The 12926-nt window shown below is 64.9% G+C and carries 15 protein-coding genes; 3 read left to right on the top strand and 12 right to left on the bottom strand.

Annotated features, from left to right (window positions below; genetic code table 11):
* Position 1: 1 nt before the first annotated feature.
* From ACTJKQ_RS08085 to ACTJKQ_RS08070, 4 genes are read right to left on the bottom strand one after another with little or no spacing between them, the layout of a single operon-like run.
* Positions 2–274, bottom strand: a complete 273-nt coding sequence (locus tag ACTJKQ_RS08085; RefSeq protein ID WP_056747795.1) for a hypothetical protein — start codon at positions 272–274, stop codon at positions 2–4.
* Between the two features lie 35 nt (positions 275–309).
* Positions 310–795, bottom strand: a complete 486-nt coding sequence (locus ACTJKQ_RS08080; RefSeq protein ID WP_440596537.1) for a putative toxin-antitoxin system toxin component, PIN family — start codon at positions 793–795, stop codon at positions 310–312.
* Positions 785–2077: a THUMP domain-containing class I SAM-dependent RNA methyltransferase gene (locus ACTJKQ_RS08075; RefSeq protein WP_146872011.1), complete on the bottom strand. Its 1293-nt coding sequence runs from the start codon at positions 2075–2077 to the stop codon at positions 785–787. Before ACTJKQ_RS08075 ends, ACTJKQ_RS08080 begins: the two co-directional genes overlap by 11 nt.
* Positions 2074–2556 (bottom strand): acyl-CoA thioesterase, encoded by a 483-nt coding sequence (locus tag ACTJKQ_RS08070; protein WP_146872010.1) that lies wholly within the window; start codon positions 2554–2556, stop codon positions 2074–2076. The genes ACTJKQ_RS08075 and ACTJKQ_RS08070 overlap by 4 nt, the downstream gene beginning before the upstream one ends.
* A gap of 239 nt (positions 2557–2795) precedes the next feature.
* On the opposite strand from ACTJKQ_RS08070, the gene ACTJKQ_RS08065 reads away from it, so the two are divergent.
* On the top strand, positions 2796–3275 hold the full coding sequence (locus tag ACTJKQ_RS08065; RefSeq protein ID WP_440596536.1) for a glutaredoxin domain-containing protein: 480 nt from the start codon (positions 2796–2798) through the stop codon (positions 3273–3275).
* A gap of 62 nt (positions 3276–3337) precedes the next feature.
* Here the strand turns inward: ACTJKQ_RS08065 and ACTJKQ_RS08060 are convergent, their stop codons facing one another.
* From ACTJKQ_RS08060 to argS, 6 genes are all read right to left on the bottom strand, one after another.
* Positions 3338–4939 carry an RNA polymerase factor sigma-54 gene (locus ACTJKQ_RS08060; RefSeq protein WP_440596535.1) on the bottom strand — a complete coding sequence of 534 codons (1602 nt, stop codon included), beginning with the start codon at positions 4937–4939 and terminating at the stop codon, positions 3338–3340.
* On the bottom strand, positions 4939–5721 hold the full coding sequence (gene lptB, locus ACTJKQ_RS08055; RefSeq protein WP_056065226.1) for an LPS export ABC transporter ATP-binding protein: 783 nt from the start codon (positions 5719–5721) through the stop codon (positions 4939–4941). Before lptB ends, ACTJKQ_RS08060 begins: the two co-directional genes overlap by 1 nt.
* Positions 5718–6377 carry a lipopolysaccharide transport periplasmic protein LptA gene (lptA, locus tag ACTJKQ_RS08050; RefSeq protein ID WP_056065224.1) on the bottom strand — a complete coding sequence of 220 codons (660 nt, stop codon included), beginning with the start codon at positions 6375–6377 and terminating at the stop codon, positions 5718–5720. Before lptA ends, lptB begins: the two co-directional genes overlap by 4 nt.
* Before the next feature lie 108 nt (positions 6378–6485).
* Entirely contained in the window at positions 6486–7142 is a 657-nt protein-coding gene (locus ACTJKQ_RS08045) for a thiol:disulfide interchange protein DsbA/DsbL (protein ID WP_146872007.1), read from the bottom strand.
* A gap of 112 nt (positions 7143–7254) precedes the next feature.
* Positions 7255–7911, bottom strand: coding sequence for an SPOR domain-containing protein (locus ACTJKQ_RS08040; RefSeq protein ID WP_056747785.1), 657 nt, complete (start codon positions 7909–7911; stop codon positions 7255–7257).
* 15 nt (positions 7912–7926) lie between these two features.
* A complete protein-coding gene (gene argS / locus ACTJKQ_RS08035) occupies positions 7927–9636 on the bottom strand; it encodes an arginine--tRNA ligase (protein ID WP_056065218.1) in 1710 nt (569 codons plus the stop codon).
* A gap of 110 nt (positions 9637–9746) precedes the next feature.
* On the opposite strand from argS, the gene ACTJKQ_RS08030 reads away from it, so the two are divergent.
* Complete coding sequence (locus ACTJKQ_RS08030) at positions 9747–10274, top strand: hypothetical protein (protein WP_440596534.1); 528 nt, start codon at positions 9747–9749, stop codon at positions 10272–10274.
* An 81-nt stretch (positions 10275–10355) separates the two neighbouring features.
* Positions 10356–10649 (top strand): PsiF family protein, encoded by a 294-nt coding sequence (locus ACTJKQ_RS08025; protein WP_056065216.1) that lies wholly within the window; start codon positions 10356–10358, stop codon positions 10647–10649.
* A gap of 97 nt (positions 10650–10746) precedes the next feature.
* Here ACTJKQ_RS08025 and ACTJKQ_RS08020 read toward each other — a convergent pair whose 3' ends face one another.
* Positions 10747–11193 (bottom strand): DUF2214 family protein, encoded by a 447-nt coding sequence (locus ACTJKQ_RS08020; protein WP_056065213.1) that lies wholly within the window; start codon positions 11191–11193, stop codon positions 10747–10749.
* A 165-nt stretch (positions 11194–11358) separates the two neighbouring features.
* Positions 11359–12729 (bottom strand): dicarboxylate/amino acid:cation symporter, encoded by a 1371-nt coding sequence (locus tag ACTJKQ_RS08015; RefSeq protein WP_056747783.1) that lies wholly within the window; start codon positions 12727–12729, stop codon positions 11359–11361.
* Positions 12730–12926 lie beyond the last annotated feature (197 nt).

Below are 12926 nucleotides of genomic sequence, written 5' to 3'. Positions count from 1 at the left end.
CCTACGCCAGCCACAGCCAGGCAGCAACCCCCAAGCAGCCCACCGACAGCATCACAAAAATCCAGTAGAGGCCGGGAATGCCCCCCACTGCAGTGATTTCGTTCGATTGCGCGCCCTCCTGCTCGGCGCGCGACAAAGGATCCACACCAACCGCCCGACCGGAAGAGGGCGGCACGGCCCAGACTTTGTGACCGGATGTCCGGTTGAACTGAAACGCATCAAAAGCGAGGTAGGCGAAGAAGCCCGAGAGGACAAGAAAACCCAACGGCCCCATACCGATCCTTGCAGCAGAAACTAATCAATGCGTGATCAGGCCGCCGCCGTGGCGGGCGCCTCTTCCAGCACCAGCGCCGTCGCCACATCCGCCCCCAGGTTCACCAACCGCTTGCGCATGCAGATCACCGCCTTGTCCTTGCTCAGCAAAATTGCCCGGTGCGCCGCCGCCAGGTCGATGAACTTCTGGTCGTCCGCGTCCTTGCACACGTAGGCCACCTTGGGTGCGATGTCCACCAGACGTGCCTGCGCATCAAACGCGGCCAGCACCTGTGCGGCACTCACGCGGTAGTAGTTCATGCGCTCAACGATGTGCGGGTATGCCAGCACGCGCTCCAGCTCGTCGCGCATGACCTGCGTGGCGATCCAGGCCAGGCGACCCTGGGCCAGCAGCGTGCGCAATGGCACGGTGCGCGGGTCGCTGAAGATCAGCAGGTCCAGCGCCACGTTGGTATCCACCACCACAGGGCGCGCCGGCTCGTCCGCCGGGGCCTCGGCGGGCAGGGGCAGTTCAACCTTCATGGCGTGGGCTGCCTTCGGGGGCAGGCTTGGTAGCCCGGTCGCGCACAGCACCCTTGATCATGTCGAAGCGGAACATGCGGCATTCAATGGGCCCGTTCCACATGGGCACGCGGCGCGATTCCTTCAGGCGCATCTTGCCGGGCAGTTTCAGGTCGGGCGTGAGCATCCAGGCCGTCCAGCCGCTGTAGTTCTTCTTCCAGTGCGTGGCCAGCTGGCTGAAGAACTCACCGCCGTCTTCGGTCTGTGCCTCTTCGCGGCCCACGGCCATGCCCTGGGCGCGATCGGCGGCGCGCTCGCTGGCGTTGCGGCCTGCAGTGCCGGCGGCGGCAATGCGCTCGCCGTAGGGTGGGTTGAGCAGCATCACACCGGGTTGCTCACAGGGCGGCATGCGCTGCAGGGCGTCGCCGCCGCGCAGCTGCACGGCGTCGGCCACGCCCGCGCGCTCGGCGTTGCGCTGCGCAAAGTCGACCATGCGGAAGGCCACATCACTGCCAAAAATGGGCACTGCGCTGGTCTGTATTGTGCTTTCAGCTTCGTTTTTGATAGCAGTCCAGACATGGGCCTGGAACGGCAGCAGTTTCTCGAACGCAAAGCGCCGCAGCATGCCCGCCGGGATGCGGCAGGCGATCTGCGCGGCCTCGACCACGATGGTGCCGCTGCCGCAGCAGGGGTCGTACAGGGGCTGTGGGTTGTCGCCATGCGGGTCCCAGCCGCTGGCGGCGATCATGGCGGCGGCCAGGGTTTCCTTGAGCGGCGCGTCGCCCTTGTCCTCGCGCCAGCCGCGCTTGAACAGCGGCTCGCCCGAGGTGTCGATGTAGATCGTGGCCTCGTCGGTGGTCAGGTGCAGGTGGATGCGCACATCGGGCCACTGGGTGTTCACATCGGGGCGTACGCCGCTCTTGTGGCGGAAGCGGTCGGCCACCGCGTCCTTGACCTTGAGGCCCGCGAAGTTCAGGCTCTGCAGCGGGCTGTGCTGGGCCGTCACCTCGACCTTGAAGGTCTGGCGCGTGGTGAACCAGATCTCCCAGGCCACCTCGCTGGCCATGGCGTAGAGGTCGTTCTCAGACCGGTAGGGGCGGTGCGCCAGCTGCACCAGCACGCGCTGGGCCAGGCGGCTGTGCAGGTTGAGCTGCATGGCCTGGCGCCATGAGGCGCGCAGCAGCACGCCGCCCCGGCCCACCAGCAGGTCTTGCCCCGTGAGGCCGGTGATGCCATGCACCTCGTCGGCCAGAAAGCCCTCGACGCCCGCGGCGCAGGGGAGAAAAAGTTGGAGTTGGTTCATGTCGATGGGGAGGATACGCGCTCGGACAATGCATGGGAATCCGGCGTTCCCGCGCGGGCCAGCAGCAGCTGGCGGATGGAGTCCGGGATGGGAGCAACCTTGCGGCTGGCCTTGCCGATGAAGACGATGCCGATCTTGCCGCGCGCCACCTCGCGGCCCGAGGCCTTCTCGGTCATGCAAAAGACCAGGTCGAAGCCATAGCGGTTGAAGTCCGCAGGCGCCATCTCCACCCGCATGGTTTCGCCGTGGAAACCTTCGGACTTGTACTGCGCCACGATATCGCCCACCACGATGGACAGGCCGCCCACATCGGCCTCGGGGTAGCCGAGTGACTGAAAGAAGCGCACCCGCGCTTCGGACACCAGGCTGAGCAACTGCGCGTTGTCCAGATGCCCGCCCTGATTCACATGGCTGATGTAGATCTGCAGTTCGGTGGCAAAGCCGAAGTGCGGTGGGAGGTCGAAGACGATGCGTGCCATGGTACGGAAAGTGAGAAGGCAAAACGGGAAGCGGGGGCAGGTGCCAGCGACGGACATAGCGCATTGCGCGAAAGACAATGTCTGCCCTTCCAGGCGCCAGATGAGAAGCACAGGGGGACGCCATCCCATCCACAGCGTGGTGCCCAGGCCACTGCAGGGGAGTGTTGCGCACGAGTCCTGTGGGCCGGGCGCCACTGTCTCGTATGCTCTCGGGCAGTGGATTTTACCGGAGCCCCTTCATGCGCCCTTTTGTTCGGACCCTGTTGACCACCCTGGCACTGGCCGTGGTGCCGTTGGCAGCCAACGCCCAGACGCTGTACAAATCAGTGGGTACGGACGGCAGGGTGGTTTACAGCGACAAGCCTCCCACGACCGGTGCCGTAGAGAAAACGACGAAGCTGGAAAACCTGCCGGTCAGCGTGGTACCGGGGGCGGGCCCCGCCCCCAAAACAGCCACTCCGGACACTCCACAGATTGCGGCTCCTCGGGGCGATGTGGTGCTGTACATGGCCACCTGGTGCGGCTACTGCAAGGCGGCCAAGGCCTATCTGGCGAGCAAGGGCATCGCCTATCGGGAGCTGGATATCGACACGCCTTCTGGCAAGGCGGCGTTCAGTCAGCTGGGGGCCAGAGGCGTACCGGTCTTGCTGACCAACGGCCAGAAGATCGCAGGATTCACGCCACAAGCATATGACGCGGTATTCATGGCGCGCAAATAGCCCGGCATTGAACTGTTGCCTGGACGACCAGAGAACACTCGCGCGCCTCCACGCCGGGAGCGCTAAAGCGCCTTGCGCAAATTCGCTGGCGCGATCTTGAGCGCCTCGCGGTACTTGGCCACGGTGCGGCGTGCGCACTCGATGCCCTGCTCCTTGAGCATCTCGGCGATCTGGCTGTCGGACAGCGGCTTGGCCGGGTTTTCGGCGGACACGAACTGCTTGATCAGTGCGCGCACGGCCGTGCTGGACGCATTGCCACCGGTCTCGGTGCCCAGGCCAGAGCCAAAGAAGTACTTCAGCTCGTAGGTACCGATCGGCGTGGCCATGTACTTGGCCGTGGTCACGCGGCTGATGGTGGACTCGTGCAGACCCAGTTCGTCGGCGATGTCGCGCAGCACCAGGGGGCGCATGGCCAGCTCGCCGTGGGTGAAGAAGTTCTTCTGCCGCTCGACGATGGCGCGCGAGACGCGCAGGATGGTGTCAAAGCGCTGCTGGATGTTCTTGATGAACCAGCGCGCCTCCTGCAGGCGCTGCTGCATGCCCTGGTGGCCTTCGCCGCCCTTGTGGCCTCGTAGCGCGCCAGCGTAGATGTCGTGCACGCGCAGACGGGGCATCACGTCGGGGTTGAGCTGCACGATGAAGTTGTGCTGGCCGTCCCGCCCGTTGGCGCGGCCGGCTTTGCGCACGATGACGTCGGGGATGATGATATTGCGCTCTACGTCGGCAAAACGGCGGCCAGGGCGAGGCTCCAGGCGGGCGATGAGTGCCATGGCAGACCGGGTGCGTTCTTCTCCGGCCACGCCACCTTCGCTGCACAGCTGCGTCAGGCGGCGGATGTCGCGGCGGGCCAGCATCTCCAGCGGCTGCTGACAGATGCGCAGCGCGGTCTGCACGGTCTCGGGGTCGGCGTCGCTGTCTTCGTCGGCCGCCAGCGCGGTGAGCTGCAGCGTCAGGCATTCGGCCAGGTTGCGCGCGCCCACGCCCACGGGCTCCAGGCTCTGCAGCAGGCGCTGGGCCACGGTGAAGCGGTGCACCAGTTCTTCGATCTGCTCCAGATCGTCGGGCCCGGCCAGGCTGGTGGCGAGTTCTTCCAGAGGCTCTTCGAGGTAGCCGTCGTCGTTCAGCGATTCAATGAGAAAACGCAGCGCGGCCGTGTCCACTTCAGACAGCCGCAGCGACAGTGCCTGGCGGTGCAAAAAGGCGGTGAGCGATTCGTGCGAACGGGCCAGCTCGGTGGCGTCGGCCTCGTCGCCTTCCGCATCGTTGCGGGTGCGCGCCGGGGCGTCGCCACCCCACTCGGCGTCGTTGGGCGCCATCTCGACGGTGCCGTCGCCGCTCCAGTCGGGCTCGTCAGCGCCTCCACTTGGGATTTCAGCCTCGTTTTGGCTCTCAGCGCTAGTACTACTTGCGCTGACAGCTCCTGAAAACATAGCATCATCAGCGCCGTAGTCGTCGGCCTGCGCGGGCGTGTCGGCGGCTTCCAGGCCAAACTCCTCGCGCGGTGCTTCGTCGGCGTTGCGTTCGAGGAACGGGTTTTCGTCGAGCATCTGCTCGACTTCCTGCGAGAGTTCGAGCGTGGACAACTGCAGCAGCCGGATGGACTGCTGGAGCTGGGGGGTCAATGCAAGGTGCTGCGAGACGCGCAGCGACAGTCCAGGCTTCATCACATGCGGAAATGCTCGCCGAGGTACACGCGGCGTACTTCGGCGTTGTCCACGATCTCGGAGGGCGTGCCCTGCGCCAGCACGCGGCCGTCGCTGATGATGAAGGCGTGGTCGCAGATGCCCAGCGTCTCGCGCACGTTGTGGTCGGTGATGAGCACACCAATACCGCGTGCCTTGAGGAAGCCGATGATGCGCTGGATCTCGATCACTGCAATCGGGTCGATGCCGGCAAAAGGCTCGTCCAGCAGGATGAAACGCGGCTGGGTGGCCAGGGCGCGGGCGATCTCGACGCGGCGGCGCTCGCCACCGGACAGCGCCAGTGCGGGCGAGGCACGCAGGTGGTCCACACGCAGCTCTTGCAGCAGTGCCGTCAGGCGCTCTTCGATGGCGTCGCGCGACAGCGGCTGGCCGTCATCGGCGCGCTGCAGTTCCAGCACCGCACGCACGTTTTCTTCGACGGTGAGCTTGCGGAAGATCGAGGCTTCTTGCGGCAGGTACGACAGACCCAGCCGCGAGCGGCGGTGGATGGGCATGTGGGCGACCGAGTGGCCGTCGATGCGAATATCGCCGGCATCGCTGCGCACCAGGCCCACGATCATGTAAAAGGATGTGGTCTTGCCCGCGCCGTTGGGGCCGAGCAACCCCACAACCTCGCCTTTTTGCACCACCAACGACACATCCTTGACGACCTTGCGGCTGCCATAGGATTTGGCCAGATGCTGTACCTCCAGGCGGCTCCCCGCCTGGGAGTCAGGACCGGTACTCACAGCAGGCCCGCTCACTTGGCGCCGCCGCCAAGGCTGTTGCTGGGGCGCAGCGCCGGTGCGGGCGCGTCAGGCGCTGGGGCCGGGGCTGCCGCACCGGGCGGAGGGTCTTTGGGCGCCAGCACGGCGCGCACACGACCACCGGGCGCTGGTGTGTCGCCCGCCGCAGCAGAAGAGGCTGGTGCCTTCTGGCCATCGACGGTGAACACGTCGGTGAGGTTGTTGTAGACGATCACGGCGCCGGTGATCTCGTCGTTCAATACCGACCCACGGTACCGGCGGAGTTCGGCGCGGGTGATGAAGCGCACGTTGTCGGCCTTGCCGTCGTATTCGATGACTTCGCTTTCGCCTTCGATGAACTCGTCAGGCGCCCCCGCCACGGTGTCGCGCTTTTGGCGGAAGAACGCCCGTTTGCCCGCCTCGGCCGTGACCACGCCGTACTGGTAGCCGTCGGCGTCCTGGCGCACATCCAGCCGCGCGCCGCGCAGCACGATGGTGCCCTTGGTCATCACCACGCGGCCCGAGAACACGCTGGTCTGCTTGAGTTCATCGTGGCGCAGGGCGTCGGCCTCGATGTTCATGGGCTTGGCACGGTCAGCCTTTTCGGCGTGTGCCATGCCCGCAAGGCCGGTCAGGGCTGCGAGCACAAGGAGGGGGAGTAGGCGGTGGGTCATAGGGCACGAATCTTGCAATGATTGTAGCCACCCGATGGTACCCACCCTGAAAAAAAAGCCCGCGTCAGCGGGCCTTTGGGACAACTTGCCGACAGGGTCGGCACATCGTCAGGCTTTGCGTGCCGTGGCCGCCAGGTATTCGACCACCTGCAACACGGTTTGCATGCTGCCGGCCATCGTGCCGTCGGTGTAGTACTTGCCTGCCACACCCATGGAAGGCACGCCCTCAACACCGTACGAATCTTGCAGCTGCGAGGCGCGACGCACCTGGTTGGCCACGCTGAAGGAGCCGTAGACCTCCTTGAACTTGGCCGCGTCCACGCCCTGCTGGGTCACCCAGGCCAGGATTTCGTCGTCCTTGGCGAGCTTGGCCTTTTCCACGTGGATGGCACGGAAGACCTTGGCGTGCAGGGCGTCGAGCTTGCCCATGCCTTCGAGCGTGTAGTACAGCTTTTGCTGGGGCACGAAGCTGGCGTTGAACGCCACAGGCACGCGGCGGATAGAGAGGTCCTTGGGCGCAGCCTTGACCCAGGCGTCCAGCGTGGGCTCGAAGGCGTTGCAGTGGGGGCAGCTGTACCAGAAGAACTCGATCACATCGACCTTGCCGGCCGGCGCATCGGGGGCGACGGGCTTGTCCAGCCGCTTGAAGTCCTTGCCCTCCTTGAACTGGCGGGCTTGCGCCATGGCGGGGTTGGCCACTGGCAGCGTCAGGGCAGAAGCGGCAACCGCCGAGGCGGCGGACAAAGAAAACTCACGGCGTTTCATGACAAAGACTCTCCTGGTTCAGGTATGCGGGATGTGAGACATCCCTTTACAAAAAGTTCAGCCCTGGTGGTGGCGCTGTATGCACAGGCCCCTGTTCACAGCCACAGGCCGATCAGCGCTGCACACGCACCAGCGCCGATTCCAGCCCGGCGCCATCGAGTTTCTCTTTGAGCACTTCGGCATCGTCACGCTTGGTGAAAGGACCGATGCGCACCCGGAAGACCGCCCGGCCATTTTGCTCACGCTCGCTCACGCGGGCCTCCCAGCCCAGCATGGCCAGCTTGGCGCGCTGGGCGTCTGCGTCGGCCTGGGTGCGGAAGGCGCCCGCCTGCACAAAGTAGTCAAACGGGTCCACACTGCCCTTGGCCGCGGCCTTGGCCACGGCCAGATCGCCCAGCGGGTCAGCGCCCGGCTTGCTCTCGGCCTTGGCCTCGGCTTTGGCGTCTGGCTTGCTCGCGGCAGGCTTGGCAGCCGACGCGGCGGCGCGCACCTCAGGGGCGGGAGCGGATGCAGGGGCTGACGCGGCTGCCGCCACCGCTGGCGCCGCAGGGCGGGCCGGGTTCTTGCCATACAGCGGCGAGTTCGGGTCCCAGTTCTTGTTTTTCTGGGACTCCGCTGCGTCCAGGTCGGCACCACGGCCATTGCCCTTGTTCAGGAAGGGTACCGGCACCTTGGTCACGTACACGGCCACGGCCAGCGCCGCGCCCAGGCCCACGATGACCCCGACGATGAAGCCGACAATGGTCCCGCCCGTCTGTTGCTTTTTCATATTGGTAGTAACTGCTTACATTCTGGCCGGGGCCGACACGCCCAGCACGGCCAGGCCATTGTGCAATACCTGGGCGGTGGCAGCGACCAGCGCCAGGCGCGCCTTCTTCACGGCCTCGTCGTCCACGAGGATGCGCTCGGCATCGTAATAGCTGTGGTAGCTGGCGGCCAGGTCGCGCAGGTAGAAGGTCACATCGTGCGGCGCCTCACCGTCGGCGGCGGCGGTGAGCATCTCGGGGTACTTGGCCAGTTGCAGCATCAGCGCCTGGGCCTGCGGGCCTTCGAGGGCAGACAGGTCCACATCCTTGAGCGAAGCCACATCACCACCGCCCGCCTCTTGCCACGCACGCAGCACCGACTGGATGCGGGCATGCGCGTACTGCACGTAGTACACGGGGTTGTCGTTGTTCTGTGCCACGGCCAGGTCCACGTCGAAGGTGTACTCGGTATCGGGCTTGCGGCTGAGCAGGAAGAAGCGCACCGCATCCTTGCTGGTCCACTCGATCAAATCGCGCAGCGTGACATAGCTGCCGGCACGCTTGCTGATCTTGACCTCTTCGCCGCCCTTGACCACCCGCACCATGGTGTGCAGCACGTAGTCGGGGTAACCCTTGGGGATCCCCACATCGGCCGCCTGCAGGCCGGCGCGCACGCGGGCGATGGTGCCGTGGTGGTCCGTGCCCTGGATGTTGACGACCTTGGTGAAGCCGCGCTCCCACTTGGCAATGTGGTACGCCACGTCGGGCACGAAATAGGTGAAGGTGCCGTCCTGCTTGCGCATGACGCGGTCCTTGTCGTCGCCGTAATCGGTGGACTTGAGCCACAGCGCACCGTCCTGCTCGTAGGTCTTGCCGTTGGCGACGAGCTTGTTCACCGTGGCCTCGACGCGGCCGCTGGTGTACAGGCTGGATTCGAGGTAGTACTCGTCGAACTGGAGGTTGAAGGCCTGCAGGTCCTTGTCCTGCTCGTTGCGCAGGTATGCCACCGCAAACTGGCGGATGTTGTCGTAGTCCTCCACATCGCCGTTGGCCGTGAACTCGCGGTCGTCGGCCTTCACCGTGGCCTTGGCCTTGAAGGCCTCGGCGATGTCGGCGATGTAGTCGCCGTTGTAGAAGTTCTTGGCCAGCGGGTTCTCGCTGTCGGTAGGCCAGCAGTCGTCGCCGGGTTTGAAGCCCTTGGCGCGCAGCTGCGTGCTCTTGGTCAGCGTGTCGATCTGTACGCCGGCGTCGTTGTAATAGAACTCGCGGTGCACCTTCCAGCCTTGGGTGCTGAACAGGTTGCAGATGGCATCGCCTAAAGCGGCCTGGCGGCCGTGGCCCACATGCAGCGGACCCGTAGGGTTGGCCGACACGAACTCGACCAGCACCTGCTGGCCGTTGCTGGCTTGGTAACCAAAGCGCTCTCCGGCCGCCAGCACCTCACGCACCACCTCCTGCTTGGCGGCGGGTTGGAGGCGGATGTTCAGAAAGCCCGGGCCCGCGATTTCAATGGCGGACACCCAGCGCTGAAAGGCGGGCGTGGCTTCGAGTGCGGTCTTGAGCTGTTCCCCCAGTGCGCGCGGGTTGAGCTTGAGGGGCTTGGCCAGTTGCATGGCTGCGGTGCAGGCGAAGTCGCCATGGGCCGCCACCTTGGGAGATTCAAATGCCGCCTTGGCGCCAGCGCCGGGGGACAGGTTTTCCAGCTCGGCTGCGAGCGCAGCGAGCAATTCATTTTTGGCTGTGAGCATCGGAGGATTTTACGGGTCTGCCAGCAGCAAGGCGCCAGACGCGCCGCCAGGAGGCATCCCGCAGCCAAAGGCACAATGGGCCGCAATGCCCTTTCAACCGGAGATTGCGCGTGCAACCCCAGCCCATCCTGCTCTATCGGCGCCGCTGGACCCTGGTGTTTCAGGTGCCTTTTGTGATGCTGATGGCGGTATGCCTGGCCTTCTCGCTCTATGGGGCTTTGGCATCGAACGACCGGCTGCTCACGGCCCTCTGCCTGTGCGCCGCATTCGTCTCCTTCTGTGTGGGCGGAACCCTGGGCCGGTCCGCCCTGGAGGCCTACCGGGAGCAAGACCCGGCGGTGGTCATTGACGCCACCGGCATCACCGATCTGCGCCAGGACGACCCGCACACCGTGCCCTGGGAAGCCATGGAACGTGTGCACCTGGACGGCTACGAAGGCGTGATCCTGGTCAAGTTGCGCCCCGCCCACAGAGACTCTGCGCTGGGCGTGATCATCAAGACCCTCAAACGCTGGCAGCAACGGGGTGATGTGGTGTTTGCCCTCGGCGGGCTGGCGCACGACCCCCGGCAGATCCAAACGACACTGAAAGCCTTTCACGCGGCAGCGGCCACCAAGCCCCGCACAAGGTTGTCATGACTTGTGCGCGTTGTCGCACGCCATGTTCTATGGTGCAATGCCACCGGGACCCCCCATAACGCATTCACACCAGGAGATTCCATGAAAAAGCTTCTTTCCCTGACTGCACTCGGCCTGGCGCTGACACTGGGCTTTGGTGCCCACGCCGCCGAAGACGCCAAGGCCCCTACCAAACAGCAATCGAAGATGGCGACCTGCAACAAGGACGCTGGAGACATGAAGGGCGACGAGCGCAAAGCCTTCATGAAGACCTGCCTGAGCAACAAGCCCGCCACCCAGCAGGACAAGATGAAAACCTGCAACGCCGATGCCAAGGCCAAGACCCTCAAGGGCGATGAGCGCAAGGCCTTCATGAGCGATTGCCTGAAGAAGTGAAGTAAGTTCATACCCGGTGCAGCGCCACCGGCTCAGACAAAGAAAAGCCCGCCGGCATCAAGCCGGGCGGGCTTTTTTTATTGGGGGGTATTTGCGCTTACCAGCCGCGCGCCCAGAACACCGCAATCACAGCCACCACGGGCAGCACATGCGACTGGATCATCACCAGGCGGCGGACCCGCGCGACCTCTGCGGCGGGCGGCAGCGCACCGGTGCTGCGCAGGTTCTGGCGCCAGCGGCGGAACGCGGCCGAGGGCACAAACGACAGCAGGACCATGGCCAGCACCAGGGTGATCTTGATGTGAAAAAGGGGCTGCGAAAGGTACCAAGAAGCGCCCTTCACGCCCCAGATCAACCGGGCCACGCCGCTCCCAATCATGACCGCACCGGCCACACCGTAGATCACATCCAGCCGGGCCAGGCGCTCGACCACGGCGGCGTTGAGCCACTCGATACGGCACAGCGCCGCCTGGCTGGACAGAAAAACCACAAAGGTCAGGATGGCCAGAAGGTGAAAAGCGGCCAGGAAGGCTTCGAGGGTCATGGTGAGGGTTCCTTGTAGCGCCCGAGGCTTCTGAACCGCAGCAAGCGCGCACACGGCCGTCAGGCAGGGCCACCATTGTGCGCGATGGCGTTGCCGCAAACACCGCGCAAAAAAGCGGCGCGGGNCCCGCGCCGCTGAGAGCGCTATTGCAGCAGGTGCCAGCGATCAGGCCACAGTGCGCGCCACCGTGGCCACAGGCACATCCGCCGGCACCACGGGCGCCGACGCCGCTGACACCGCGAGTGGCAGCGGATGGCCATTCATCGCCGCGTCCAGGCGTTCCTGGTCCAGCGCGTTTTCCCAGCGGGAGACAACCACCGTGGCCACGGCGTTGCCGATGAAATTCGTCAGCGAGCGGCATTCGCTCATGAAGCGGTCCACGCCCAGAATCAGCGCCATGCCGGCCACGGGCACTTCGGGCACCACGGCCAGGGTGGCGGCCAGGGTGATGAAGCCCGCGCCCGTCACACCCGCTGCGCCCTTGGACGACAGCATCGCCACCAGCAACAGCGCCACCTGGTGGCCCAGCGTCAGCTCGGTGTTGGTGGCCTGGGCGATGAACAGCGCGGCCAGCGTCATGTAGATGTTGGTGCCGTCCAGGTTGAACGAGTAGCCCGTGGGCACCACGAGGCCCACCACCGACTTGCTGCAACCGGCCTTTTCCATCTTTTCCATCAGCGATGGCAGGGCGGATTCAGATGAAGACGTGCCCAGCACCAGCATCAGCTCGGCCTTGAGGTAGCGGATCAGCTTGAACACCGAGAAGCCACACAGGCGCGCCACAAAGCCCAGGATCACCACCACAAACAGCAGCGACGTGATGTAGAACGAACCCACCAGCCAGGCCAGATTGACCAGTGAGCCCAGGCCAAACTTGCCAATGGTGAACGCCATGGCACCAAATGCACCCAGAGGCGCGGCCTTCATCACGATGCCCACCACCTTGAACACGGGCGTCGTCAGCGCGTCCAGAAAGTTCAGCACCGGACGGCCTGCCTCACCCACCATGGCCAAGCCAATGCCAAACAGCACGGCCACCAGCAGCACCTGCAGGATGTTGTCGCCCACAAACGGGCTCACCAGCGTCTTGGGGATGATGTCCATCGCAAAGCCCGTGAGCGTCATCTCGTGCGACTTGGCCACGTAGCCCTTCACAGCCGTCTGGTCGAGGTCGGCCACATTGATGTTCATGCCCGCGCCGGGCTGCACCACGTTGGCCACCACCAGGCCCACCACCAGGGCCAGCGTGGAGAAGAACAGGAAGTACGCCATGGCCTTGCCGAACACGCGGCCCACGGTGGAGAGCTGCGACATGCCAGCGATGCCGGTCACGATGGTCAGGAAGATCACCGGAGCGATGATCATCTTGACCAGCTTGATGAACGCGTCACCCAGCGGCTTGAGCGCCTCGCCGTAGGACGGCTCGAAATGGCCCAGCAGAACGCCCAGGACGATGGCGAACACCACCTGGAAGTACAGTTGCCGATAAAAAGGCAGCTTCAAGGTCGAGGCTGCGGGAGCGGAATGGTTGTGCATGGAACGGGTCTCCTGGGGTCACGGGTCTGCACCACCGGGGTGCCTCCGGCGCGCGTCAAGGGTGCCGTTTGTACCGCTGCACTTTGTTTCAGCCGATAACCTATTGGTATTAGTCGAGAGCGGCTTCATAGGAGAACGCGTGCACCAAATCAGGGTAACTACTTAGTCCCCAGCCTGGTGCAGCACACTCCCACCCG

Source organism: Acidovorax sp. 22279 (assembly GCF_052045435.1).
GTDB classification, from domain to species: Bacteria; Pseudomonadota; Gammaproteobacteria; order Burkholderiales; family Burkholderiaceae_C; genus Acidovorax; species Acidovorax delafieldii.
Note: the sequence above shows the minus strand (reverse complement) of the source record. Positions and strands in the feature narration are given on the sequence as shown.

Coding starts and splice junctions, on each gene's coding strand:
- lptA (WP_056065224.1), bottom strand. CDS start 6,377: ATGACCCACCGCCTACTCCCCCTCCTTGTGCTCGCAGCCCTGACCGGC.
- ACTJKQ_RS08020 (WP_056065213.1), bottom strand. CDS start 11,193: ATGACCCTCGAAGCCTTCCTGGCCGCTTTTCACCTTCTGGCCATCCTG.
- ACTJKQ_RS08085 (WP_056747795.1), bottom strand. CDS start 274: ATGGGGCCGTTGGGTTTTCTTGTCCTCTCGGGCTTCTTCGCCTACCTC.
- ACTJKQ_RS08045 (WP_146872007.1), bottom strand. CDS start 7,142: ATGAAACGCCGTGAGTTTTCTTTGTCCGCCGCCTCGGCGGTTGCCGCT.
- ACTJKQ_RS08075 (WP_146872011.1), bottom strand. CDS start 2,077: ATGAACCAACTCCAACTTTTTCTCCCCTGCGCCGCGGGCGTCGAGGGC.
- ACTJKQ_RS08015 (WP_056747783.1), bottom strand. CDS start 12,729: ATGCACAACCATTCCGCTCCCGCAGCCTCGACCTTGAAGCTGCCTTTT.
- ACTJKQ_RS08040 (WP_056747785.1), bottom strand. CDS start 7,911: ATGAAAAAGCAACAGACGGGCGGGACCATTGTCGGCTTCATCGTCGGG.
- ACTJKQ_RS08080 (WP_440596537.1), bottom strand. CDS start 795: ATGAAGGTTGAACTGCCCCTGCCCGCCGAGGCCCCGGCGGACGAGCCG.
- ACTJKQ_RS08060 (WP_440596535.1), bottom strand. CDS start 4,939: ATGAAGCCTGGACTGTCGCTGCGCGTCTCGCAGCACCTTGCATTGACC.
- argS (WP_056065218.1), bottom strand. CDS start 9,636: ATGCTCACAGCCAAAAATGAATTGCTCGCTGCGCTCGCAGCCGAGCTG.
- ACTJKQ_RS08025 (WP_056065216.1), top strand. CDS start 10,356: ATGAAAAAGCTTCTTTCCCTGACTGCACTCGGCCTGGCGCTGACACTG.
- ACTJKQ_RS08070 (WP_146872010.1), bottom strand. CDS start 2,556: ATGGCACGCATCGTCTTCGACCTCCCACCGCACTTCGGCTTTGCCACC.
- ACTJKQ_RS08065 (WP_440596536.1), top strand. CDS start 2,796: ATGCGCCCTTTTGTTCGGACCCTGTTGACCACCCTGGCACTGGCCGTG.